At 54.6% G+C, this 22,304-nt stretch carries 26 protein-coding genes; 13 read left to right on the top strand and 13 right to left on the bottom strand.

From position 1 onward, the window contains the following. Positions 1-79: 79 nt before the first annotated feature. The 8 genes from LA756_RS18540 to LA756_RS18505 all read left to right on the top strand — a co-directional run bounded on the left by LA756_RS18540 (position 80) and on the right by LA756_RS18505 (position 4,795). Positions 80-478, top strand: coding sequence for a hypothetical protein (locus tag LA756_RS18540; RefSeq protein ID WP_224436218.1), 399 nt, complete (start codon positions 80-82; stop codon positions 476-478). A gap of 93 nt (positions 479-571) precedes the next feature. Continuing rightward, a complete protein-coding gene (locus LA756_RS18535; RefSeq protein ID WP_224436217.1) occupies positions 572-1,066 on the top strand; it encodes a MarR family winged helix-turn-helix transcriptional regulator in 495 nt (164 codons plus the stop codon). 112 nt (positions 1,067-1,178) lie between these two features. Beyond that, complete coding sequence (locus LA756_RS18530) at positions 1,179-2,048, top strand: radical SAM protein (RefSeq protein ID WP_224436216.1); 870 nt, start codon at positions 1,179-1,181, stop codon at positions 2,046-2,048. A 2-nt stretch (positions 2,049-2,050) separates the two neighbouring features. After that, the gene (locus LA756_RS18525) at positions 2,051-2,281 is read left to right on the top strand and encodes a hypothetical protein (protein ID WP_224436215.1); all 231 of its coding nucleotides are present in this window, start codon (positions 2,051-2,053) and stop codon (positions 2,279-2,281) included. 144 nt (positions 2,282-2,425) lie between these two features. Further along, positions 2,426-2,635, top strand: coding sequence for a CDGSH iron-sulfur domain-containing protein (locus LA756_RS18520; RefSeq protein WP_224436214.1), 210 nt, complete (start codon positions 2,426-2,428; stop codon positions 2,633-2,635). A 54-nt stretch (positions 2,636-2,689) separates the two neighbouring features. Further along, positions 2,690-3,094 carry a hypothetical protein gene (locus tag LA756_RS18515; protein WP_224436213.1) on the top strand — a complete coding sequence of 135 codons (405 nt, stop codon included), beginning with the start codon at positions 2,690-2,692 and terminating at the stop codon, positions 3,092-3,094. Between the two features lie 380 nt (positions 3,095-3,474). Beyond that, positions 3,475-4,431 (top strand): hypothetical protein, encoded by a 957-nt coding sequence (locus LA756_RS18510; protein ID WP_224436212.1) that lies wholly within the window; start codon positions 3,475-3,477, stop codon positions 4,429-4,431. Between the two features lie 217 nt (positions 4,432-4,648). After that, positions 4,649-4,795 (top strand): hypothetical protein, encoded by a 147-nt coding sequence (locus LA756_RS18505; RefSeq protein ID WP_224436211.1) that lies wholly within the window; start codon positions 4,649-4,651, stop codon positions 4,793-4,795. A 12-nt stretch (positions 4,796-4,807) separates the two neighbouring features. Here LA756_RS18505 and LA756_RS18500 read toward each other — a convergent pair whose 3' ends face one another. From LA756_RS18500 to LA756_RS18455, 10 genes are all read right to left on the bottom strand, one after another. After that, positions 4,808-5,176 carry a hypothetical protein gene (locus tag LA756_RS18500; protein WP_224436210.1) on the bottom strand — a complete coding sequence of 123 codons (369 nt, stop codon included), beginning with the start codon at positions 5,174-5,176 and terminating at the stop codon, positions 4,808-4,810. A 43-nt stretch (positions 5,177-5,219) separates the two neighbouring features. After that, on the bottom strand, positions 5,220-5,585 hold the full coding sequence (locus tag LA756_RS18495; RefSeq protein ID WP_224436209.1) for a hypothetical protein: 366 nt from the start codon (positions 5,583-5,585) through the stop codon (positions 5,220-5,222). A 95-nt stretch (positions 5,586-5,680) separates the two neighbouring features. Continuing rightward, positions 5,681-6,109: a hypothetical protein gene (locus LA756_RS18490; protein ID WP_224436208.1), complete on the bottom strand. Its 429-nt coding sequence runs from the start codon at positions 6,107-6,109 to the stop codon at positions 5,681-5,683. Beyond that, positions 6,109-6,474: a hypothetical protein gene (locus LA756_RS18485; protein WP_224436207.1), complete on the bottom strand. Its 366-nt coding sequence runs from the start codon at positions 6,472-6,474 to the stop codon at positions 6,109-6,111. The genes LA756_RS18490 and LA756_RS18485 overlap by 1 nt, the downstream gene beginning before the upstream one ends. Positions 6,475-6,579: 105 nt before the next feature. Next, positions 6,580-7,155, bottom strand: coding sequence for an NADPH-dependent FMN reductase (locus LA756_RS18480; protein WP_224436206.1), 576 nt, complete (start codon positions 7,153-7,155; stop codon positions 6,580-6,582). 91 nt (positions 7,156-7,246) lie between these two features. Next, on the bottom strand, positions 7,247-8,677 hold the full coding sequence (gene miaB / locus LA756_RS18475) for a tRNA (N6-isopentenyl adenosine(37)-C2)-methylthiotransferase MiaB (RefSeq protein ID WP_224436205.1): 1,431 nt from the start codon (positions 8,675-8,677) through the stop codon (positions 7,247-7,249). A gap of 50 nt (positions 8,678-8,727) precedes the next feature. Then, positions 8,728-8,964 (bottom strand): hypothetical protein, encoded by a 237-nt coding sequence (locus LA756_RS18470; protein WP_224436204.1) that lies wholly within the window; start codon positions 8,962-8,964, stop codon positions 8,728-8,730. Between the two features lie 124 nt (positions 8,965-9,088). Continuing rightward, positions 9,089-10,063 carry a methionyl-tRNA formyltransferase gene (fmt, locus tag LA756_RS18465; RefSeq protein ID WP_224436203.1) on the bottom strand — a complete coding sequence of 325 codons (975 nt, stop codon included), beginning with the start codon at positions 10,061-10,063 and terminating at the stop codon, positions 9,089-9,091. A gap of 147 nt (positions 10,064-10,210) precedes the next feature. Then, positions 10,211-10,789, bottom strand: coding sequence for a peptide deformylase (gene def, locus LA756_RS18460; protein ID WP_224436202.1), 579 nt, complete (start codon positions 10,787-10,789; stop codon positions 10,211-10,213). Positions 10,790-10,919: 130 nt separating this feature from the next. Next, positions 10,920-14,261 carry an RND family transporter gene (locus LA756_RS18455; protein WP_224436201.1) on the bottom strand — a complete coding sequence of 1,114 codons (3,342 nt, stop codon included), beginning with the start codon at positions 14,259-14,261 and terminating at the stop codon, positions 10,920-10,922. A gap of 399 nt (positions 14,262-14,660) precedes the next feature. Here LA756_RS18455 and LA756_RS18450 point away from each other — a divergent pair, with 399 nt between their 5' ends. Next, positions 14,661-15,707 carry a transaldolase family protein gene (locus tag LA756_RS18450; RefSeq protein ID WP_224436200.1) on the top strand — a complete coding sequence of 349 codons (1,047 nt, stop codon included), beginning with the start codon at positions 14,661-14,663 and terminating at the stop codon, positions 15,705-15,707. A 7-nt stretch (positions 15,708-15,714) separates the two neighbouring features. Here the strand turns inward: LA756_RS18450 and LA756_RS18445 are convergent, their stop codons facing one another. Next, the gene (locus LA756_RS18445) at positions 15,715-17,013 is read right to left on the bottom strand and encodes a serine hydrolase (RefSeq protein ID WP_224436199.1); all 1,299 of its coding nucleotides are present in this window, start codon (positions 17,011-17,013) and stop codon (positions 15,715-15,717) included. Beyond that, complete coding sequence (locus LA756_RS18440) at positions 17,010-18,008, bottom strand: NAD-dependent epimerase/dehydratase family protein (protein ID WP_224436198.1); 999 nt, start codon at positions 18,006-18,008, stop codon at positions 17,010-17,012. The genes LA756_RS18445 and LA756_RS18440 overlap by 4 nt, the downstream gene beginning before the upstream one ends. 271 nt (positions 18,009-18,279) lie before the next feature. On the opposite strand from LA756_RS18440, the gene LA756_RS18435 reads away from it, so the two are divergent. The 4 genes from LA756_RS18435 (at position 18,280) to LA756_RS18420 (ending at position 21,327) form a co-directional block, all read left to right on the top strand. Further along, entirely contained in the window at positions 18,280-19,176 is an 897-nt protein-coding gene (locus LA756_RS18435; RefSeq protein ID WP_224436197.1) for a DUF1559 domain-containing protein, read from the top strand. Between the two features lie 50 nt (positions 19,177-19,226). Further along, positions 19,227-19,670: a hypothetical protein gene (locus LA756_RS18430; protein WP_224436196.1), complete on the top strand. Its 444-nt coding sequence runs from the start codon at positions 19,227-19,229 to the stop codon at positions 19,668-19,670. 259 nt (positions 19,671-19,929) lie between these two features. After that, positions 19,930-20,829: a DUF1559 domain-containing protein gene (locus tag LA756_RS18425; protein ID WP_224436195.1), complete on the top strand. Its 900-nt coding sequence runs from the start codon at positions 19,930-19,932 to the stop codon at positions 20,827-20,829. Positions 20,830-20,889: 60 nt separating this feature from the next. After that, entirely contained in the window at positions 20,890-21,327 is a 438-nt protein-coding gene (locus LA756_RS18420; protein ID WP_224436194.1) for a hypothetical protein, read from the top strand. Positions 21,328-21,442: 115 nt separating this feature from the next. Here LA756_RS18420 and LA756_RS18415 read toward each other — a convergent pair whose 3' ends face one another. Next, positions 21,443-22,270 (bottom strand): PRC-barrel domain-containing protein, encoded by an 828-nt coding sequence (locus tag LA756_RS18415; protein WP_224436193.1) that lies wholly within the window; start codon positions 22,268-22,270, stop codon positions 21,443-21,445. Positions 22,271-22,304 lie beyond the last annotated feature (34 nt).

Below are 22,304 nucleotides of genomic sequence, written 5' to 3'. Positions count from 1 at the left end.
CGCGGATCGATCGGCTTACGACCGACTACAGGCAATCGGCGTAAGTTCTTTGAGTGACAAGCCTTTGAAAGATCGCGAGATGGCTCGCGCTTGCATCAGTGGCTTGTGGCTTCTGTGGAACTATTTAGACGAATCGCACGACATCAGCCAAGATTTGCCCAGTTCAACGGGCAGTTACTGGCACGGAATCATGCATCGTCGCGAACCAGATTATGGCAACGCCAAGTATTGGTTCCGACGTACCGGCGATCATCCTGCGATGGAAACCCTGGGCGAAAAATCCAATCAACTTGCCGAAGGCGCGGATCTCGATAGCCATACCCAATTCCTGGCGGAGCGACATTGGGATCCGATGGCCATGGTAGACGCGTGCGAAGCAGTTGCCCGCGGCAAATGCGCAAACGAGGAACTTTTGCGTCAGGTTGCCCGCGCAGAATGGGAAACCTTATTTGAAACATGTTATTCACGTGCGTTTTAGTACGTGTAATGACCGATGGCAGTGATAGAGAAGCAGGCTGACTCATCCATTTTCTTATCTAGTACTTCAGCCTCAGAAACGAAGAGACAAAGAATGCTCCGTTACGACTTCGAAGATAGTTTGGGCTACTGGGTCTTCAGTGTTGCCCACATGATGACTCGCGCGATGAACGACGAGTTAGGCAAACTTGGCATCACCTACCGACAGTGGGAAGTGCTTTGCTGGCTTTCTTACATGGGCGAGATCACTCAAAGCGAACTAGCCGACCAAATGCGCATCGAAGCGCCAACGTTGGTCGGTGTGATCGACCGCATGGAACGCGATGGCTGGATCGTTCGCGAGACCGATCCCAATGACCGCCGTAAAAAGATCATCCGTGCCACCGAAAAAGTGGAACCGATGTGGGAACAGATGGTCAACTGCGCCAAAAGCGTTCGTGCGAAGGCCTTGCGAGACGTCCCACCCGACGACGTCCAACGCGTAAAATCGACGCTGGCCACCATTCGTGGCAATTTGATTTCCGAGCTGCCGGGGAATACCATCCCAGCAGAGCCAATCGGTCAAAAACAGCCGACAGAATCGCGATAATAAGAGAGTTTTAAGTTTACAGTGTTCAGTTTTCAGCGAAGAGTGATGAGCTTTTCTCGCGGTAAATTCGATTCGCACTGAAAACTGAAAACCGAACACTGAAAACTCCTACATGTCGACGCATCATCTACATACCCAGCACCAGCGAACGTTCGAGGGGAACCGGTTTGTTTATCCGGTCCTCTCTCGCCGGAGCAAAGGGTTGTCGATCGGCGTGAATCTGAACCCCGACAAAATCTGCAATTTCGATTGCATCTATTGTCAGGTCGATCGCCGCACCGAAAGCGAAGTCCGCTTCGTGGAAAGTGATCGCTACTTCCACGAGTTGGAAGAGATGCTCGACTTGTGTGCCTCGGGCGAGATCTTTCAGACCGCCAAGTTCACGGAAACGCCAGAGCATCTGCGGCGGGTGAACGATATCGCCTTCAGCGGCGACGGCGAGCCGACCACCTATAAAAACTTCGACGAACTAATCGAGCGGAGTGCGGCCATCAAGCGAAAGCATGGCCTCGACGATGTGAAGATGGTGCTGATTACCAATGCCACTATGTTCCATCGACCGCACGTGCAGCGGGGGCTCGAAATTCTGGACGCCAACCAAGGCGAGATCTGGGCCAAGCTCGATGCTGGGACGGAGAATTACTACCGCACCATCGAGCGTACCAAGATTCCCTTTCAGCGTGTGCTCGACAACTTGCTTCTCGCGGCTCAAGCACGTCCCATCGTCATTCAATCGATGTTCCTGAAACTGCTCGAGCAAAGTCCTTCGGCAGAAGAGATATCGGCATTCTGCGACCGCTTGAATGAGATCACCGACGGCGGCGGTCAAATCAAGCTCGTTCAGGTTTATACCGTCGCGCGTCGTCCGGCGGAATCGATTGTTTCACCGCTGGAAGACGCCGAAGTGGATGCCATTGCTCAAGCGGTACGCGATCGAACCGGCCTTGCGGCAGAAGTTTACTACGGTAGCTCGGACTATTAAGCATGGCATCCCAATCGAAAAACGCCGGCTATCTGCTTGCCGTGGTCATCGCAGCGTTGGCCGTATGGGGGATCTACCTGGCGATCGGCTCGTATCTTGGCCTAGCGGATGGAACACGTGGTTTCGATATCCGTCGAGGATTGATCGTGATTGCCTGCATGGGTGGCTTTCTGCTTTTCTGGGGTGCACTACTCTGGAATCGCCAACGACGACTTCGCTCCGACGATGAGTAGTCGAAGTGCCTGAAGCGACGCTTTGCCCAAACGTCGTCCAATCTTCATCTTCTCGACCAAGCACCGGGCTGACTTCTCGGTGGGACTTCCCTAGAATGCAGACAGAAGGTCCACGTAGCCATCCCTATAGTGAAGGATCGGGAAATGTCTGAAACGAAGATTCGCATCCGTGATAATGGTCCATTTTTGGTCGAAGGCCCAGTGACGTTGGAGGACTCGGAAGGGAACTCCTACACGATCGACAAACCTTCGATCGCCCTCTGCCGCTGTGGTGCTTCTGACAACAAGCCGTTCTGCGACGGCAAGCACAAGCATTGCGGATTTACTTCCGAAGATCGCGCCAACTCGGCCTAAACATTGGGCCAGCAGGCGTCTCCCGATTCGACACCATTTGCCAGGAGCAACCTCATGGAACCGGTCGATATTCGTCGCGATACCGAGACGTACTGCAACTTGATGAACGCCTATCTATTGGCTCAAATCGCCGAACTCGATGCCACGCTACAGCAGAATGGCATCGATGACGAAGGAATCCGAAAGAGCATCTGTGCCCAATTCGGCATGAGCATGGGGCAGGTGTTCGACATGGGCTGGATCGGTGTCGAAGGAAAGCGTTTCCATCCGCTGCTGATGTTCAGCGAAAAGTACCTGGACGACGCCGCAACACCCATCGGAGAAGTGGGCCCTTTAGAGGGGCCTACCCGAGAAGATGACTTCCATGCGATGGCGGTCGATGCGGTTAGTACGTTTTACGACGACTTGAAGGGGGACCTTTCTCAGGTCCCCTACGGAGCGCTCGACGAAGAGCTATAGCTCCCTTCTTTTCCCGATCGGTGTGGCCGCAACTTCACTTGAAATCGTCAGCCTCCGCACCACTTAACACGGTATTTCCGCAGAACGATTTGGCTTCGAAATTCGCCAGCCAAGATCGACATGTCGCCGACAAGTTATCCCCATATTTTCGACATCTGTGTGGAGAATTTGTGAAGGCCTAAGTTGTTGTTACACAACTTCTTGCCAGGGATTTCTAGCAGAATTTTCTGACGATCGCCGCTTCGTTGGTAGAACGGCCCGAGGCCCTATGCGTAGAATTCGTGCCGCATTGAAGTTGCCCCGCTCTGCAAGAAGAATTGCCAGCGACAGGGCCCCCCTAATTTGGATCACGTCTCGAGAGGATAGGAAGCCAAGTCCGCATGGAAGAACCAACTGTCGATCTCGCCGCAACCGAAAATACCGATACGGCTGCACCAGCCGAGCCACTTTCCTCGGAAGAAAAAGCGGCGTCCGATTTCCCCCTCAGCGAAGAACTGCTGGCGAAGCTGGAAGAAGCATCCGCTCCTTTCCTGGGCCAGTGGACCAAGCTGATCAGCACCACCAACTGGGACAAGGGAAAGATCATTTACCAGTGGCGAACGTCGCTGCAGGAAGCTGGTGCTCCTGCCGCTGAGTATGCCGACGACGCCTGGGCTCGCCGCGTGGGTGGCGTCACTGGCCAGCACGTTGGCCGTCTACGCCGCGTGTTCGAACGTTTCGGTGACAACTACCCGACATACGATGGACTGTACTGGAGCCACTTCCAAGCCGCCATCGAGTGGGAAGATGCCGAAATGTGGCTCGAAGGGGCTGCCAACAATAAGTGGTCGGTCGCTTCGATGCGTAACCAACGCTGGGAAACGATGGGCAAGATCGAGTCAGAGCGTCCCGAAGAAAGCGATGTCGTCGCTTCGGAAGTGGACGAAGACTTCGAGCCAGCCCAGGGCAACGATGGCGAAGTTCGTGGCAGCATCGGTGAAATGGACGGCCCAACAGGTCCTTCCCACGAAGGCCCAGACTTCGGCGACGAAGAACAAGAGTCGCACGCTCGCGAATCGAGCGGCATGGCAGAAGGGGATGTGGGCGATTCGACCGAAGCTCCTTCGCTGGTCAAACCGTTCGCCGAGATCGGTTCGATGCCAGACGACGTGCTGGACGCCTTCGAGGCATTCAAGCTGGCGATCATTCGTCATCGTGGTGCCGCCTGGGAAGAGATCAGCCAGGAAGACATGATCAGTTGTCTCGAATCGCTGAAGGTACTCGTCAACGCTCCAAGCGGCGAGCCAGACAAGCCGAAACGCACTGAAGAAGCGAAAGAGGGCTCGGCGCCGTTCTAAGGAACGTTGCCGCCGCACCGCCAAACGAGTAGATGGCTATCGATGGCATATCGATAGCCATCTTTTTATGCGCTCAGCACAGTTATGACGATTGCAACGATTGCTCCGGCCGTGCCGCTTATTTAGTCGCAGATTGCCGAGGGACGATTGCTTGCCAGGGTGCCAGATGCGACGCAAGCTTCCAACAAAGTCTCTTCGTTTTTGTTGGAAGTATCTTATGTCTTATCTCGTCATATTCGCCGGCCTGCTCGGCCTGACTTTGTATCTTGATTTAACCGTAGCAATGGCCGCTGGCGTTATCCTGATCGGCATGACCATTTGGGCCGTGCTGATGAATCGCAAGCTGCACATCCCGAAGTGGTAAGCGACACGGCTTCTACTTCGGCAAAAGCAGCCACGTCATCAGAGCATCTCGATCGCTATCGACGCGTAGGTTCACTCCGCGATTGACCGCTACGGTCTCTCCGAAATAGTTGATAAGCTCTTGGCGAAACAAGCTGCCCACTTTTAGCTCCGTGCTGAACACACTCGCCGCAAGCTTGCTTAGATGATACCGCGTCAGGTCGTCGTACAACTTCTCGAGCATGTGGCCGTCGACCAACACTCGCCAAATTTGGGTACGCTCGGCCTCTTCCTGAATACGGTAGATCAACGCTTCCCACTCCGCACGCGTATGATCGTTGCCTGAGAGAACATACTCGAGAAACTCTGGGTGCTCGATCTGCTCGACTTGAAGATTACCCATGGTCGTTTCTCGTACGTTGCGGACGGTTGTTTCGCGGGAAAGATCAGGTCGGTTCCAGCAACCAGGTCACTAGTGCGTCTCGGTCGCTACCTGCTTGAACGTTCGACCCACGGTTGTGAGCCACCGTTTCCCAAAAGTGATTGACCTCGTCGGCGGGATTCAGGGCGGCGACTTTCAAGCTCGCCCCAATCTTTTCGCCAACCAACAATCCCAAGCGATACCGCATCATATTGTCGATCGGTTGAAGCAAACCGAGCACGTTGATCAGAATCCGGGTCTCTTCCTTTCGTGTTGCATCGGCACGGATCTGCTGAAGCAATTCGACCCAGTCATCGAAGACATGTTCGCCGGAACAAACATACTCGAGGTAGTGTGGGTGTTCGATCAATTCGACGTGAAGCTTTTCCATGACACGTATAAACGAGGTGGGATGAATTCGCAGGCAGGACTCTGTTATCGTTGCCAGGCCTGCGAATTACAAGTCACACGTGTGCCTGCGAAGCATCATTCGTCTAGAAGAAGCCACTCGATCAGCGGCTCGCGAGCGACGCCAACGCGTACGGTGGCACCTCGATTGGTCGCAACATCCTCGAAGAAATTGTCCGTCCCCGCCGCCGGAGACTGCACCGCGACACGCACCGCGGCCCCAAACGACTCGGCCATCAACAGGGCCATGCGATAAACGACCATTGGTTCGACGGGTTTCTCAGCAGGCCCACTGCTTCGATCGATGAAGATCCTTCCTTTACCCGTTGCTCGCTGGGCATCGACCATTGCCTGAAGCATGGCCCGCCAATACGTTTCGTCGTGATCTCCTTTGGGGACGACCCACTCAAGAAACATCTCGTGTTCGATATGAGGAAAACGTTCGTCAGTCATAGGACGCGGCAACCGCGACACGTGCGCGGCGTAGTGCGAGTTGGGCAGTTTCATCAATCGGTTTCCAAAAGCCACTCCATCAGCTTTTCCCGGTCGGTTGACGAACGAGCCATTGCTCCGCGGTTCGTTGCAACCGTTTCCCAGAAGTTGTCATCCATCCAACTTGGCTGAAGCACTGCAATCCTGGCGTCGATGCCAAAAGTCGCTCCGGTTCTAACCCCCATCCGATAACGAGTCATCGGATCAGTCGCCGTAGTTAATTTTGAACCATCGATAAAAATGCGAGGTTTGGTTGTCTGGCCGATTTTCTCGACGACGGTATGCAACAACTTAACCCAGTCCGATTCACTGGGTTCGCCATGGACGATGAATTCCAGGAATTCTTCGTGCTCGACGATGTCGAAACTTGTGTTCGGCATGTCAGCCTATAGACCGTAATCGCTGATAAGCGTTCGTTGATAAGAAAAGGAGATAAGGAAGTGCCCCTGGGAACCGCGGATTGGTTCCCAAGGTTAACACTTTCATTATCGCCACATATCAACAAACTCGAATACCGATTTCCCTAAAGAAAGAATCGTTTCTTGCTGTTTTGAATCGTTAAGCGACCCATCATCAGCAAACGCATTATTAGCCTGCGAAATAGCCATCTGCTTAGGGAGCACAATCACGCCGATATTCTGCAAGATAGCACGCACGTGGACCAAGCCGCGAAGCCCACCAAGGCCCCCAGGCGAAGCGCTCATCAGTGCGCATATTTTGTTCTTATAGGCGGCCAATGGTTGCTCACCTTCGAAGGGGCGCGAGACCCAATCGATCGTATTCTTCAGTAGCGGCGTGATGGAACTGTTGTATTCCGGACACGAGAGCAAAAGTCCCTGATGGGCCAGAAAGAGTTCTTTGAGAGCTTTCGCGTTCTCCGGAATCCCTTGCTCCGCTTCCAAGTCGCCGTCGTACAACGGCAGGGGAAAGTCAGCGAGATCTAGCAGCGTCACTTCTGCCCCCGCTTCTTCCGCACCGCGAGCAGCAATTCGCACCAGCTTTTTATTGAACGAATCGCGGCGGGCACTGCCTGCGAAAGCAAGGATCTTCGGTCGACTCATGACGCGTGGCTCCTAAGATGAATGGCTCGTGGGGCTGAACCATCATCGTAACAGCGCACTTACGCGTGAAAAGAGTGTCGCCGGAGCGCGACTAACCGAGAGCGAACAGTTCTGGACCGCACTCTTGCGTAACGACTTCGCCAAAAAGCGTGTGGGCATGGCAGTCGTACACAACCACGGGCAAAATCTTGCCAATCTGACGCGGATTGCCATCAAACACGACAATTCGGTCGCAGTGGGTTCGTCCGATCAACTGCGTCGCGTGCGAAGCCTCTCCCTTGTCAGCCTTTTTAACGGCCGTTTTGCTGGGACCTTCGACGAGCACATGAACCGTGTCGCCGATCAGCTTTTGGTTGTCTTCCAGGCTAATCCGATTTTGAATTGCCAGCAGATCGTTGTTACGTTGCTGCTTCACGTGATGCGGGATGTCGTCGATGAACAGCTCCGCGCCCCGGGTCCCTTCTCGTTCGCTGTATTTGAAGATGAAGCTGTTCTTGAACCGACATTCTTCGACCAGCTCGACGGTCTTCTGGAAGTCTTCTTCCGTTTCGCCGCAGAAGCCGACGATGAAGTCGCTACTGACCGCATAGCCTGGGACGATCTCGCGAATCCGTTCCATCATCTCGCGATAGTCGGCCACTGTATAGCCGCGCTTCATTCGCTTGAGCACTTCGTCCGAGCCACTTTGCAACGGCACGTGCAGGTAGGGCGAAACCTTGCTCAGATCGCGAACCGATTCCAACAGTTCGCGCGTCATATCCTTTGGATAGTTGGTGACGAACTTGATTCGCTCGAGTCCGTCGATGGCCTGAAGCTCGGTCAACAGATCGGCCAATCGCCACAGCTTGCCGCTGGAGTCTTTCGCTTTGTAGCTGTTAACCGTTTGCCCAACGAGAGTGATCTCGACGGTACCATGCTCGGCCAGGTGACGGCATTCCTGGAGGATATCTTCCGGCGAACGTCCTTGTTCCGGTCCGCGAACACTCGGCACGATGCAGTACGTGCAAAACTTGTCGCAACCGATCTGAATGCGGACGTAAGCCTGAAATGGCGTCGGTCGCATTTCAGGGTCGCGCAGCGGATCGAAGCTTTCGTGACTTCGCGTGATCTGATCGCGAGTACCATCCTTACGTCCCAGGCTGACTTCGATCTGCTTGCCCTCGCCGTTGTTGATCTTGTCGATCATCGTTGGGATTTGATGCAGCTGCCCGGGGCCAACGATCAGATCGACATAAGGAGCGCGGGTAAAGATTTTGTGCTGATGGTTCTGAGCCATGCAGCCCATCACGCCGATAACTTTTTCGGGGTTCTGCTCTTTGAGATCCCGCAGCATGCCGAGGTGACTGTACGTCTTGTTTTCAGACTGGGCACGAACGCTGCACGTGTTGAAGAGCAGGGTGTCGGCATCTTCCGGCTTGGTTGTCAGGACATAGCCTTGCTTACGCAGCGAAGCCACAACGAGCTCGCTATCGAGCATGTTCATCTGACAACCGACGGTTTCAATATAAAGACGTTTTTCCATGCGGACAGATCTTCTGGGTGAACCTAATCAGCTCGTGTGTAAGAACGAGGTTAGGCTGCCTCTTTTTGTTTCTGCTTGATGAATTCTTCGAACTGTTGCTGCTGGGCAACTTCGCGGGCTTTGCGTTCGTCCTCCGCTTGCTGCTTAAGGACGACTTGGCGTTGTTTGCGGAATTCCTCTTGGAATTGCCGTTCCAAGCGAATACGACGGACCCGCATCAGTCGCACCAAACCCATGATGGCGACGTAACAGGCAACCGCGAACAGAACAATATCCCAGCGACTCACAGCGTATAATCCCGCGTCCATGCAGAAAACCAACGGTGTATCTTAAACAATGGCCCCCTTTCGGGGCGAGAGGGATTTCCGCGTCAAACTGGGCAATTCAGGCGAGAATCGGCCGGTTTTCGCTTTAAAGCTGCGATTCCGTTAGCAATCGATCACCCACATGGGGATGATGACCATGCACGAAGTCGGCAATCGGCATCGCCTTCCTGCCAGCTGGCTGGATCACATCGACGACGATCTGGCCTCCCTTGGCCGCGAAATAAAGACGATCTTCCGCCACGACCGAGACCGTCCCTGGGGCCACCCCTTCCGGAGCTGGCTCATTCAATAGGCGAACTTGCTTCAAGATCAGTCGCAGCGGCGGCTTGCCGTCTTGCTCCATATGCGTGAAACAGCCAGGCCACGGCTGATATGCGCGGAACTTTTTGTAAATCAGCTCCGCTGGTTCGTCCCAATTGATATCCGCATCTGATTTAGCCAAACGCGGAGCCTTGGTTGCGAGCGACTGATCCTGCACTACGCCTGGGGTCCCTTCTGGGCCGTGAGCCTCCAGCATCTCGATCGACTCGAGCACCGCGGGAACGCCAAGTTGAGCCAAGCGTGGCTCTAGTTCGACCGTTGTTTCGGTTGCCCCGATCGGCGTGCGCACCACTTTCAGGCAAGGGCCGCCATCCAGCTTTGGCGTCATGTGAATGACGGTGATGCCGGTTTCCTCGTCCCCGTTAAGAATGGCCCAGTTGACTGGAGCGGCGCCGCGATACTTCGGCAAGATCGAGCCGTGCAAATTAATGCCGCCGTAGGTTGCCGTCGCAAGGATATAGTCTTTCAAAATCTGGCCGTAATCGCACACCACCAACAGATCTGGCTTCAGCTCTTGAAGGAGTTGTTGCGACTCTTCGGTGTTGATGCTGACTGGATCGTGGATTGGAATCCCATGGGCACCAGCCACATCCCGCATGGGCGTCGGAATGGAAGACTTGCGACGATGCACCGAACGGACCGGCTGCGTGAATAGACAAACAACGTCGTGATCGCTGGCAATCAACGCTTCAAACGAGGGAACGGCAAATGGCCCAGTCCCCATCATGACGATTTTCATACGGAATCCTGCGGATAGCTTTCAGTGTTCAGTTTCCAAGTGCTCAGTCGGGAAGGACTGCACACAAACGCTCGCCGATGCAGAGAATTGGTTTAGAAGCGAAACTCCTTCACTTGCTGAAAACTGAACTCTTCCGACTGAAAGCTACTAGGCATATTTCTTTTCCAGTTCGTCCTGGAACTTCTTGATCGCTTCGTCGGTGGGTAGCTTGCCTTCTCCACGGAGACGCTCGAAGGTGAGCTCGAACTGATCGACTTGCGGCTGAATCTCGTACAGCGAATCTTCGTCCATGCGATCGGTGAACATCACACCGTCCAAGTGGTCCGTTTCGTGCTGAACGCAACGCGCGAACATGCCGTCGACTTTCTGCTCGAACTTTTCGCCATTGGGCATGTAAGCACTGAAGAGAATTTCCGCGGGTCGCATTACCGGTCCGTAAACGCCCGGCAGACTGAGGCAACCTTCTTCCGCTTCATCCGATCCGGTGCCACGGTTGATGGTGGGATTGATGAAGACGAGCTCTTCGCCTTCCCCTTTTTCGCCGGCCAGATTCATGACGAAAAATCGCAGAGGAATGCCCACTTGATTGGCGGCCAGACCGATTCCTCGCGCCGCATACATCAGCTCGAACATCTCGGCGATCATGCCGCGAAGTTCCGCATCGACGCGTTTCACAGGCTTCGATTTGTAACGCAGAGTCGGGTGAGGAAAGTGGATAATCTGCAACGTAGCGGTCCTAAGAGCCGGGCCCAAACGGTTCGAGTCGCCCCCCTTATTGGCACAAAAGGAGGGCGTGAAAACGATCCATTATAGAGAGAATCGGGCCTCGGTCGACAGGCGGACCACGCAGCACCCACTAGGCTGGGCGACTGCGTCCATGCACCGGATAAACGCGTGGCTCGTCCGATTCCTCGCCATTTTCAGCAGCAGGAGCTTCCTGCGGTGGATCTTGAGGGGGTTGAGCAGCCGAATCGTCGTCGTTGTCGGTGACGCTCGACTTCGACTTATGCCCAGGACGGAAGACCCGGCCGAGCGGTCCCGCCAACAGGGCCGGCAGGAAGATCAAGTCACCCACCAACGCAACCGCCAAAAGCGAAACCATCAGGTAGCCAAATCGCTGCGTCGGCGTGAACGTGCTGAAGGCAAACACAGCCAAGCCTAAGCCGCCGATAATGGTGGTCTGGAACATGGCCATCGCACAACGACTGTAGGCTTCTTTAATGGCTCGCCCGCGCGTGTAGCCTTCGTCCAAGCCCCAGCGGAACCATGTCAGGAAGTGAACCGTATCATCCACGGCCACACCCATCGCCACGCTGGCAGTCATCATCGTACCAATGTCGACTTCCATCCCTGTCCAGGACATAAAGCCAAAGACAATACAGATCGGAAAGACGTTCGGCAGCATCGAGATCAGGCCCGCGCGGAAACTCTTCAGCACCAGCATCATCACGATGGCGATCAAAGCGAACGCCCAGACGGTACTTTCGATCAGGTTGGAAAGCAGCGTGCGTGCCGCTTTGTAGACGACAGGAACCACGCCGGTGTAAACCAACGAAACAGGAGCCCGTTCGGCGCTGTACATCCGCGGCGTTTCTTGCCCGGTGTATTCGTGTGCGGTAACGTCGAACGTCTTATGGATGTTCGGGTTCTCGGCAATCGCCGCCATGTCGTACATCGGGTTAGGCTCGACGAGCACGATGTAATCGGAATGTGTTTTATCGGCCAAGATATAGTCGAGACGATCTTGCGAATGCATGCCTGGATCGTGGTCGACCAGCTTGATACGTGCATTGATCAAGAGGTCTCGCAGCGTCTCGGCGAACACCTTGGTCGCGTCGAGGTGACCGTAACGACTGTGATGCTTTTCGCCACCTTCGGCCGCTTCTTGCTTAGCGGCCGTCTCATAGTTGACACCGAGCAGCGCCACGCGAGCATTGACGTAGCCGCCTCCTTCTCGATCTTGATCGATCTGAGCGAGGATCTCGTCACGAGCCTGATAGGCATCCATGATCGGCTCGGTCACTTGCTTCAAGTCGTTGACGAAGTTGCCGTAGTCAATGTTTTCCAATGCTCCCAAGCGAAGGCTGATTCGCCACAGTTCAGCTCCGTTGGTCTTGTCGACACGAAGGTAGTCGGAACCGACGAACTCGTTGAACGACGCCTCCAGCTGCGAACTGTACGCGTATCGCTCTGAAAGTGATGCGGTGCTGTTGCCAGGCCCTGGAAGTTCCGGAGCGAACGTCAACGCCGACATCGGCGGACCGACCACCTGAGCACCGTCCGGGCCGAGGTACTCCTCGACGACATTCGCGACACGCTGGGCGATTTCCATCCGCTCGAGGAACTTGTAGCGGAACTTCGGATCAACTTTATTTTCGTTGGCGAGTGCCAAAGGGTTGAGCGGCTTTTCGGCGTTGGCTTGGTTGGAATCGTCGTAGTAAAGCACCTCTGGCTCGACGCGAACAACCAACTCCATCGGCACAAGCTTGCCGAGATGCCCTTCCAACCAGGCGTAGTCCTTAATAATCCGAGCTTCGTCGTCGAACATCTTCAGCAGTTGGACTGACGTCTTTAAGTACTGTAGGCCGAACGCGAAGAAGAGGAACATCGCCAAACAACCGAGGGCGACTTTAATGTTGTGGGCAATGACGAAGTCACCGATACGATCTCCCACACCACGAATCCAAGCTCCAGCCGGCGACGGCTCTTTCGGTTTGAATTCGCCTTTCTTCGGAGCCGCATTCGGAGGCCACATTTGCAGCGCGGCGGGCAAGTAAGTGAACAGAAGAAACAACGTCGCCAAGACACCCATCGCCGAGAAGATCCCAAACTTATGGATCGGCGTAATGCTACTTGTCGCCAGCGAACCGAGACCAACCGCCGTAGTCACCGCCGCGATCGTACATGGATACCAACCATGCGAGATCGTCAGTTCCGGTGCGTTGCGGAGCGTGCCATTTTCCTGCACGACGTCACGATAGTAGTTCACGATATGGATAGCGCCAGATAGCCCCAGCACATAAACGACCGCCGGCATCGACATCATCACCGCGTCGGTCGTCGGATCGAGCCACCAGATAAATCGCCCGGCCGTCCACCAGACCAGCGAGAGACTCGTCACGGCACTAATCCCACCGACGAAGAAGACCATGATGGTTAGCTTGACGCTTCGCAAACACATGTACGAAAGCCCCAAGCCAATGATGACACTGAAGCTCACCAAGCGAGCAAGCGTCCGTTCGCCTTCTTCATCGATCGAAACGTTGTCGACAGGAGGACCACCCAAGCGAAGGTTATCAGGCTTGATTCCCGCTTGTTCGGCAAGCTGCAGAAGCTGCCCTTCTGGCCGCCCCAGCACACCATGCCCCATGGTTCGGCGAAGATCGACTTTCCCTGCGTCGGTCAGCGTAACGATTAAACAGGTTTGCTTTCCGTCGGGACCGAACAATGTGCCGGTCAATCGATCGAGCGCCTTCTTCCGCGCTTCTTCCAGTTCGCGCGGAGTGGGATCGTCGTCACGGACCAATGTCCCGCCAGGCGCAGCCAACTGCGCAAGGACGTCCGGGCCGGAGGTGACCGACTTGAAGAGCCTGGCCTGAAGCAGCTTCGGCTTCTTGTAATATTCTTCGTCGACTTTCTTGACGTAGTCGCTTCCCTCGATGGAATTCCCGCCGGTGAAGACACGCTCGGTAGCACGGCTTAGCGCACCGATGACGGTGCTTTGCCCGTCCCACTTATAGATCTCGCCATTGGGCAAGACGTAATACCATGTCGAGTCGTTACCGAGGAACCATTTCTCTTCTTTGCCACCCCAGTTCTGGTGATCGTCGCCGGGGTAATAGAGACCGAGTTCGTCTCCGATGAAATCGGGCTGCCGATGAGCTATCGGCCCATCAGGCTCTTCCCCTTCTTCAAGCGGTGGCGGTACCAACAAGCGGGAAAGATAGTCCAATCGCTGGTCATCGGCCGTACAGCCATCCCAACTGACCAATACAAACTGCTCACCAAGGAAATGTTCGCGAAACCAATCGAGCTCGGAGGTTTCCGCGAAGTCATCGGGGAGCCAGTCCTTCACATCATTCTTCATCTGCTCCAGCGACAATCGTGCCCCGCGCAGCGCGAAGGGGACGAGAAAGAAAATCGCCATCAGTATGAACAGGGCGTAACGCTCGAAGAATGTAGGTCGACGCATCTGCATCAAAATCCGCTCTTTGAGAATCCTGGAGCAGCTTCGAAGTTGGTAAGTCGGCTTACGGTACCAAATTCGGACACCATCGGCTCGGCCAATGGACATGGCCACGGGGCGCAGCGAATGCCGCTAGTAACTCCCCCACTTTCCGCCATGTGCTGCCAATTGCGCAAACCGGCCAAAACTTCGCCAATTTTTGCGCGCTCAAGCGATTAAAGCTACAGTTTTCTTCATGATGAGTCCATGGCAGGCGCAATTCCCCCAGTTTACGTATTCCCGCCAAGTGGCCATTGGGGTGCATTCCACCACCTTCGGTCCTTAGAAAAAGAGGAATCGCGCCGCTCACTTCGGTAGAATACGGCAACTTCGTCCCATTCGCCTTTCCGCAACCAGAGAAGGATTCCCAGTATGACGACGCCACTCGAGACACTCATTCAAGCAGGCACCAAGGTGTGGCTCGATTCGATCGATCCCCAGTTAGTCGATTCCAATTTCAAACTTGGCGTTTCCGGAGCGACATCCAATCCGGTCATCGTTTCCGACTTGTTGAAATCAGGAAAGTTTGACGACTGGATCGAAGAACTGACTGCTCAAGGGAAAGATGCCGACGAAATTGCCTGGACGATCACCGATCGCCTGGTTCAGAAGGCGCAAGACGTCTTTCTGCCGGTCTGGGAACGAACTGAAGGCAACGATGGCTATGTCAGCTTCGAGCTCGACCCCTTGCTGGAAGATCCTGATCGCAACATGCCGCACGAAGAACGTGTCGCTCAGTACATCGAGCTCGGCAAGAAGTGGGGCATCGGTCATAAGAACCGCATGATCAAAGTGCCTGCGACGCCGGCCGGCATTGATGCATTAGAAGAACTTTGTGCCGCTGGCATCACGCTGAACGTGACACTTTGTTTCACCATGCGACAATATCATGCGGCCCGCGAAGCCGTTTGGCGCGGAGCCCAACGTCGCGAATCGACCGATGGCTTCAAGAGCGTTTACTCCATTTTCGTTTCCCGTGTCGATGTTTACTCGCAGAAGCATTTGCCCGATCTCAGCGACGAAGCTCAAGGACAACTGGGGATCGTCAATGCGAAGAATATCTGGCGCGACAATGCCGAGTTCTGGAAAGACAAAGGCTTGAAGCTTCAGCAAGAGCTGATCTTCGCGTCGACGGGAACCAAGCTCGCTTCCGATCCACCATGGAAGTATGTCGCTGCGTTCGCGGGCGATGGTATCGAAACAAACCCGCCGAAAACGAACGAACAAGTTCAAGAGAGCGGCAAAACGTTCGAGAAAGAAGTCGATCAAATGCCATCCCAGGCCGTTCTCGACGAACTGGAAGCAAAAGTCGACTACGCTGACCTGGAAAAAGTGCTGATGGAAGAAGGGATCGCCAAGTTCGCCGATCCACAAAAGGCACTGCTCGAATTGATCGAGTCGAAGAAAGCGGCCGTCTGAACCGTTTCTACAGGTAGTCGGCAAACAAATCTTTCTCCGGCCAGTTCTTGATTTCACTGGCCGGAGCATGCAGCGGACCGTCGATCTTCGTCGCGTAGGCGGTCCCATCGGGCGTGGAATCTTGATTGAACAGCACGGCCCACGTCACACCATCGGCACGCGAAACCATGAGCGACGAGACGCCGGTCAAACTACCGTTGTGCCAACAAGTCCAAGGAAGAACGTCTCCTTTCGCGGAGCGTACCAGCCATCCGCAGGCGTAATAAGCCTGATTCCCGCGTGGTTTCTCTTCCCCTGCGATCTCGGGAGGTGCGAACATCGATTGCAATGTCTTGCGCGTGAGCACCTCCTTGGCTGGCGGAAAGAACAGTCCCGACGCGAAGCGAACCATATCGACACTGCTCGCCAACCACCCACCGACTGCGGCTAGGTTCTCGATTCGTTCAATGCCGTAAGGGAAGGGGACCGGATCGGTTTCTTTCAGCCCCATCACACTCCGACCGGTGCGTCCTTTCGAATCACGATACTGCACCTCGCCATCGGCGCGATCTTTCGGCAGCGTCTTCGCCAATCGCATTCGCTTAATACCCAGCGGCGAAAGGATGGCCGTGCGAACATATTGCTCGTACGACAAACGGCTGACTTTTTCGATCATCAGCCCCAGCATCAAATAACCGACATTCGCGTAGACGTGCTTCGTACCAGGCTCGAAGTCGAGCTTTCGTGTCAACGCAAAACGGAGGACATCTTTTTTCTCTAACGGGTACTCAACGCCCAATTTCCATCGGACCAAACCGCTCATCGCAAATGGATCGCCAGATGCCGAGGTATCGAATCCGGCGGTGTGTTGCAAACATTGCCGAATGGTCACCTCCTTCATTCGCGCGTCTGCCGGTTCGTAGTCGATCGGCAAAAGGGGGAGGATCGGCTGATCGAGTTCGACTTGGCCATCTTCCACTAGTTTCATCACGGCTGTGGCGGTCACCGGCTTGCTAAGGCTGGCAATCCGAAAGAGCGAAGTGGGCTCGACTACTTCCTGCCGGGCGAGGTCGGCGTGCCCGTATCCTTTCGCGAACTTCAGCTTGCCTCGATACGCGACTGCCAGCGATGCCCCCAGCGGCTGGTACTTTTGGCAAAACTGTCGCATCAACGCATCGAACGGTTCGAGCCCTTTCAGGAGTGTGCCTGCGGACGGCACAGGTTGATCGGCATCGTCGTCCGCGAGAAGCGGCACTGAAATGCTGCTTGCCAACAACGAAGCGGCTTGGGCAAGGAACGTTCGACGGGCGATCGAAGCGAGACTCATGACTGCAAGCTTTCGACTTCGGTTAGATAGCCATTGTCACGAAACCAGACCAAAGCGTCTCGCAATGTTTGGTCGAGCGGACGAATCTGATAGTCGAGCTCTTCGATCGCTTTGTCGCTGCGATAAAAGTGATATAGGCTTCCCATTTTGATGGCGGCCGAATTGACTTCCGGTTCCTTGCCATCCATCTGACCATAGATATCGCCACAAAGCCCAGCCGCCATCGCGATTAACGGACCTAGTCGGGCCCAAGGAGCACGTCGCCCGGCGATCTTGGCCATGCGTTTCCACAGATCCAAGTAAGTGAGGTTTTCGCCTCCCAAGATATAGTTCTCGCCGACACGTCCCTTTTGCGTCGCTTGAATGATGGCGGCGGCGACATCTCGGACATCGCACGTACTGCCACCTCCGCGCGGGGCCAACGGAGGCTGCTGTTTGACGACCGAGATCAGCATGCGTCCGGATGAAGGCTTCCAGTCCCAGGGACCAAACATCAGTCCCGGGTTCACGATCACAACGTTCAAACCTTCGGCAACCATCTCGCGCAGGGCGTCTTCGGCGGCCCGTTTGGTGATCACGTAAGGGCACTGCGTCTTCCCTTCGCGAGGCGTCTCTTCGTTGGCGGAAGCATCCTTCTTGCCGACCCCCAACGCGTCGACCGATGAGACTTGCACCATGCGGATCCCTTGCTTCAAAGCCGCTTTCGCTACCGACTTGGTCCCCTCGACGTTGACTTGGTGCATGACTTCTTCCTTCGACCAGCCAATATGCACCATGGCTGCCGAATGGATCACCGCGTCGACCCCAAGTGTCGCGGTTCTAACGGCTTCTTCGTCCCGAATATCGCCCGGAACGACTTCGACGTCTAATCCAGCCAACGAACGATCGATACGAGGGTCGCGTACCATCACGCGGACTTGATGTCCTTGCTGCAGCAGCATGCGTGTTACGTTGTTACCGACTAACCCTGTTGCTCCCGTCACCAGTACGAGCACTATCTTTCTCCCCTAAACCAAAGTTGGCCGCTTGATATCGATCGATTGTCGTTGATATCCATTGCAATGGATACCAGATTGAATAAAGCCTAATTCTTGCCCGCTAAACACCTCTCTAGAGGCAAACGGCAACCCGCATTCCAGAAAATGAAAACTTTGAATCTCTGGAAAAGGTTTCCCTTGGTCGATAAGATCTAAGCGTCGTCTTTCTTACGATACTTTTCGACGACTTATCCTCGCTCCCTTTCGCCTCTTCACGGGAAAAAACTCGATGCTTCGTTTTGGTTCTTTTCGGACTCGCGGGTTCACGCTCGTCGAATTACTAGTCGTCATTGCCATTATTGGCGTTTTGATAGCGTTGTTGCTGCCAGCCGTTCAGCAAGCTCGCGAAGCCGCGCGACGGATGCAGTGCACCAATCATCTCAAGCAAAACACGCTTGCGATGCACAACTACCACGATAGTTACGGCCAGTTTCCGCTGCCAGGAATGGCCGCCAATCACCTTGGTTGGAGTTCTTCGATTCTTCCGCAGATGGAACAGTCGGCCATCGCCGATGGCTTGGACTACACCGAAGGGAGTCACAATGCAGTTGGCCGACGAAAGTTTGGGCCAGCCCGGATTGAGTCTTACCTTTGTCCTAGCGCCCCTAGTTCAGACGTTTACTCGTCGAACACGGACGAAGATTACAACGGCGAGAAATCCTATTCAATTCACTACTACGGTATTCTTGGCCCGCAGGGAGTCAACGCGACGACCGGCAACAACTATGCTTGCCAGAACACTTCCGACGCGTTCGGCGGCGACTGCACCGAAGGGATCATGTGGCAGTACGGATCAAAGATGCGAGACATTACCGATGGTTTGTCGAACACTTACCTGTTCGGTGAAAACTCGTGGATCAACACGGCATTTCGTCGTAGCTGGTTGCGTGGCAAATATAGCGACAGCCGCGGTACTTTGTACCTGATTTCCAAGAACGTGCAGCACCCGATTAACAGCGGTGTATCGACCAAGTGGAACTCGATCGCCTTCGGTAGCATGCACCCAGGCGGAGCCATGTTCTCTCGTGCAGATGGTTCGGTTTCGTTTGTCCCTGAGACAGTTGACTTCTCGATCTACATGGCTGGTGCCAGCAAGTCAGGTGGTGAGCCCGTTTCCGCCAACTAACTTCTTTTGAGGGCAAATCCATCACAACGAATAGCCGAAAGAAATCCATCATGACGTGCACCTCGATTTGGCAAGCACTTGCGGCCACGCTGCTGCTATGTGCCGTGTTAGGCTGTGGCTCTGAAAGCGGCTTGGAAAGTTATCCCATCTCGGGAAGCATCACCTATGGTGGCAAGCCGATCCCAGCCGGTTCGATCACGTTCGTGCCGAACTCTCGCCAAGGGAACACGGGAGCGGCTGTCTCGATGGAAATCAAAGACGGAAAGTACGATTCCAATTCGGCTGACCATGGCCACATCGGCGGTCCCCACCTAGTGACCGTCGTCGGTCTCGATGGCAACGGTGACGGCGATCTCTTTCCGATGGGACAGATGCTGTTTCCAGACTACGAACTGGAAATTGAACTGCCCAAAGAAACGTCGGTCCAAGATATCGACGTCCCTGGCGACCGCAAATTGAAGCCACGCCGAGGCCCCGTCAATCAAGGCCCATAACCCAAACCTCTACGCATCAGGGCGAGCTGACTTGCCCGTGCATGCAGTCATTTCGGGCCACTTGACCAAAGCCTTTCGAGTGGCTTTTGGCCAGCTTCTTACGCTTATGCGCCGATAAGGGTGCATGAAATCTCATTTTCCCCTGGTTCGCCCTAGATCGGTAACCAGTGGGACTATAAAGTTAGCCCACTAGGCTTAATAAATATCTATCTAAGCTTTCCTGAGTTTTGCCCCGAAAGCTCCAAAATCGAGAACGACGATGACAAACACCTCCCTGACTACTCGCCGTGGCTTTACGTTAGTTGAACTATTGGTGGTCATTGCCATCATCGGTGTCTTGATCGCGCTACTGCTTCCAGCCGTGCAACAAGCTCGCGAAGCGGCTCGACGCATGCAGTGCTCGAACAATCTCAAGCAAACTGCCCTCGCAATGCATACCTATCACGACATCCATGGCCAGTTTCCGCTTCCTGGCATGTCGGCCAACGAGCTCGGCTGGACCGCTTCGATCTTGCCACAGATTGAACAGTCGGCCATCGCTGACAATTTGAACTACAACGAAGGCAAGATTCAGGACGTCAGCAAACGAAAATTCGGTCCCACTCGGATCGATGCCTATCTCTGCCCTAGTGCCCCGGCCTCTGAGTACTACTCGCCCCGTGCCGACGAAGAATACAACGGCGAGCAATCGTACGCACTTCACTACTATGGCATCCTCGGCCCACAAGGTACCAATCCCGCGACCGGGGTCTCTTACTCGTGTAAAGACACCACGGCTGTCTTCGGGGGCGAATGCCAGGAAGGGATTATGTCGCAGTGGAGCTCGAAGATGCGAGACATCACCGACGGATTGTCCAACACCTATTTGCTCGGCGAAAACTCGTGGGTCAACACTGATAAACGTCGATATTGGCTGCGTGGCAAGTTCAAAGATGCATCGCGGGGTTACCTTTACCTGATCTCGAAGAACATCACCGCCACGCTGAACAGCGGCTTTGACGACAAGTGGAATTCCGTAGCGTTCGGCAGCATGCATCCAGGCGGGGCCATGTTCTCGAAGGCGGACGGTTCGGTAACGTTCGTTCCTGAAACGATTGACTTCAGCACCTATCAGGCCACCTCCAGCAAAGCAGGCGGCGAAGTATTCAGCGGCAGCTAGTCTAGCGCCATCACGGACGCTTGCTCACGGTTGAACACTCAGGATTTCAGGATTCCGACGATGCGTAGCTTCTCGATCTGTTTCATGCTATTGGCTGGAATGCTTTTGACGGCTGGCTGTGGCTCTGGCAGCTCAATCACCACTTATCCGATCTCAGGTACCGTGACGTTCAAAGGGGAAGCGGTTCCCAAGGGTTCGATCACTTTCGTCCCGGATACTCGCCGAGACAATCGTGGAGCGTCGGTCTCAATCGATATCGTGGACGGGAAGTTCGATTCTTCAACCGCTTCGCGCGGGCATGTCGGTGGTCCGCACATCGTGCGTGTTGTCGGGTTGGATGGAAAGTCAGGCGACGAGTTTTTTCCAGACGGCGAGATGCTGTTCCCTGACTATGAAGTCGAAATGGATCTACCCAGCGAATCTTCGACCCAAACGCTTGAAGTTCCTGCCGACTTGAAGTTTCCCAAACGACGCTTTCAGCTGGGCAACGGAGCGTAGGCAAATAAACTGTCAGCGCGCAAAAATGGACGCACCCGATTATTCGAGTGCGTCCTCCCGCTTTCGCGGCGTGCGTGGCTCTTCTTGCTACTTCGAGTAGCGTTAGCGAAGGCGACTATTTGCTGCTGGTTTCAGCGAAAGCCTTCTTCACGTTTTCACGCGTTTCTTCGCTATCAAGTTCGTGGTAGTACTTGTCCGAGGTTACTTTCGGAGCAGCACCAACGATGTTCTTGTCAGCGTCGATCGTAGCGGTGTACTGATTGTCGTTGGTCTTGTTGATCTTGACGTTCTTGACAGGAATGGCCGTATATTCTTCACCGACGCCTAGCGTACCACCGGAACCGATGATGTAGTATTCAGCTTCACAAGCGTCCAAGTTGTGGTTGAACACGACGTCGTCCAACTGACCAACCGATTCGTTACCAGTACCCTTCACGTCGATGTCGTTCAGACCCGACAGAAGAAGCATTTCGCCTTCCTTTACTTTAGGAGCGTCGGCAGTCTTGAAGTACTTGCTGTTACGTTCGTGGAACGAAGCAACGGTCAAGTCAGCACAATGCTCGAGCGAAAGAGCAGGGGCGTTACCCAGATCTTCGGCCGTCATTGGAAGGCTCAACTGCAGCGTTGGTTCGCCATCAGTGTTCTTCCAGGCCATGTCAACAGCGTCGGCGGGGACGGCGTGGTTGGTTTCACCAACACCGGCGACACCACCGCTACCGATGATCATGTAGATCACCTGACCATCTTTATTCATGACCAAGTCATTGACCGAACCAATCGTGTCTTCTTTGTTGGTTCCGTATACGCTGGCATCAACCACTTGGCTGGCAGCAATACGATCCGACTTGTCGGTCGATTCTTTCTTAGTTTCTTTGTCCTCGGCGACTGCAGGAACGACCAGAGCCAGAGCGAGGAAAAGTCCTAATATGCGCGTCACTAACATTGCAAAATCTCCTAAATGAAACTGAAGTTGTTGA

This window comes from Bremerella sp. TYQ1 (assembly GCF_020150455.1).
GTDB classification, from domain to species: domain Bacteria; phylum Planctomycetota; class Planctomycetia; order Pirellulales; family Pirellulaceae; genus Bremerella; species Bremerella volcania_A.
Note: the sequence above shows the minus strand (reverse complement) of the source record. Positions and strands in the feature narration are given on the sequence as shown.

Excerpts from the sequence above, each read along its gene's own strand:
- LA756_RS18480 (WP_224436206.1), bottom strand. The coding sequence starts at position 7,155 with ATGAGTCGACCGAAGATCCTTGCTTTCGCAGGCAGTGCCCGCCGCGAT.
- LA756_RS18540 (WP_224436218.1), top strand. The coding sequence starts at position 80 with ATGGCTCGCGCTTGCATCAGTGGCTTGTGGCTTCTGTGGAACTATTTA.
- LA756_RS18430 (WP_224436196.1), top strand. The coding sequence starts at position 19,227 with ATGACGTGCACCTCGATTTGGCAAGCACTTGCGGCCACGCTGCTGCTA.
- LA756_RS18495 (WP_224436209.1), bottom strand. The coding sequence starts at position 5,585 with ATGGAAAAGCTTCACGTCGAATTGATCGAACACCCACACTACCTCGAG.
- LA756_RS18525 (WP_224436215.1), top strand. The coding sequence starts at position 2,051 with ATGGCATCCCAATCGAAAAACGCCGGCTATCTGCTTGCCGTGGTCATC.
- LA756_RS18505 (WP_224436211.1), top strand. The coding sequence starts at position 4,649 with ATGTCTTATCTCGTCATATTCGCCGGCCTGCTCGGCCTGACTTTGTAT.
- miaB (WP_224436205.1), bottom strand. The coding sequence starts at position 8,677 with ATGGAAAAACGTCTTTATATTGAAACCGTCGGTTGTCAGATGAACATG.
- LA756_RS18530 (WP_224436216.1), top strand. The coding sequence starts at position 1,179 with ATGTCGACGCATCATCTACATACCCAGCACCAGCGAACGTTCGAGGGG.
- LA756_RS18490 (WP_224436208.1), bottom strand. The coding sequence starts at position 6,109 with ATGAAACTGCCCAACTCGCACTACGCCGCGCACGTGTCGCGGTTGCCG.
- LA756_RS18500 (WP_224436210.1), bottom strand. The coding sequence starts at position 5,176 with ATGGGTAATCTTCAAGTCGAGCAGATCGAGCACCCAGAGTTTCTCGAG.
- LA756_RS18520 (WP_224436214.1), top strand. The coding sequence starts at position 2,426 with ATGTCTGAAACGAAGATTCGCATCCGTGATAATGGTCCATTTTTGGTC.
- LA756_RS18510 (WP_224436212.1), top strand. The coding sequence starts at position 3,475 with ATGGAAGAACCAACTGTCGATCTCGCCGCAACCGAAAATACCGATACG.
- LA756_RS18435 (WP_224436197.1), top strand. The coding sequence starts at position 18,280 with ATGCTTCGTTTTGGTTCTTTTCGGACTCGCGGGTTCACGCTCGTCGAA.
- LA756_RS18455 (WP_224436201.1), bottom strand. The coding sequence starts at position 14,261 with ATGCAGATGCGTCGACCTACATTCTTCGAGCGTTACGCCCTGTTCATA.
- LA756_RS18485 (WP_224436207.1), bottom strand. The coding sequence starts at position 6,474 with ATGCCGAACACAAGTTTCGACATCGTCGAGCACGAAGAATTCCTGGAA.
- fmt (WP_224436203.1), bottom strand. The coding sequence starts at position 10,063 with ATGAAAATCGTCATGATGGGGACTGGGCCATTTGCCGTTCCCTCGTTT.
- LA756_RS18425 (WP_224436195.1), top strand. The coding sequence starts at position 19,930 with ATGACAAACACCTCCCTGACTACTCGCCGTGGCTTTACGTTAGTTGAA.
- LA756_RS18420 (WP_224436194.1), top strand. The coding sequence starts at position 20,890 with ATGCGTAGCTTCTCGATCTGTTTCATGCTATTGGCTGGAATGCTTTTG.
- LA756_RS18445 (WP_224436199.1), bottom strand. The coding sequence starts at position 17,013 with ATGAGTCTCGCTTCGATCGCCCGTCGAACGTTCCTTGCCCAAGCCGCT.
- LA756_RS18450 (WP_224436200.1), top strand. The coding sequence starts at position 14,661 with ATGACGACGCCACTCGAGACACTCATTCAAGCAGGCACCAAGGTGTGG.
- LA756_RS18535 (WP_224436217.1), top strand. The coding sequence starts at position 572 with ATGCTCCGTTACGACTTCGAAGATAGTTTGGGCTACTGGGTCTTCAGT.
- LA756_RS18515 (WP_224436213.1), top strand. The coding sequence starts at position 2,690 with ATGGAACCGGTCGATATTCGTCGCGATACCGAGACGTACTGCAACTTG.
- LA756_RS18415 (WP_224436193.1), bottom strand. The coding sequence starts at position 22,270 with ATGTTAGTGACGCGCATATTAGGACTTTTCCTCGCTCTGGCTCTGGTC.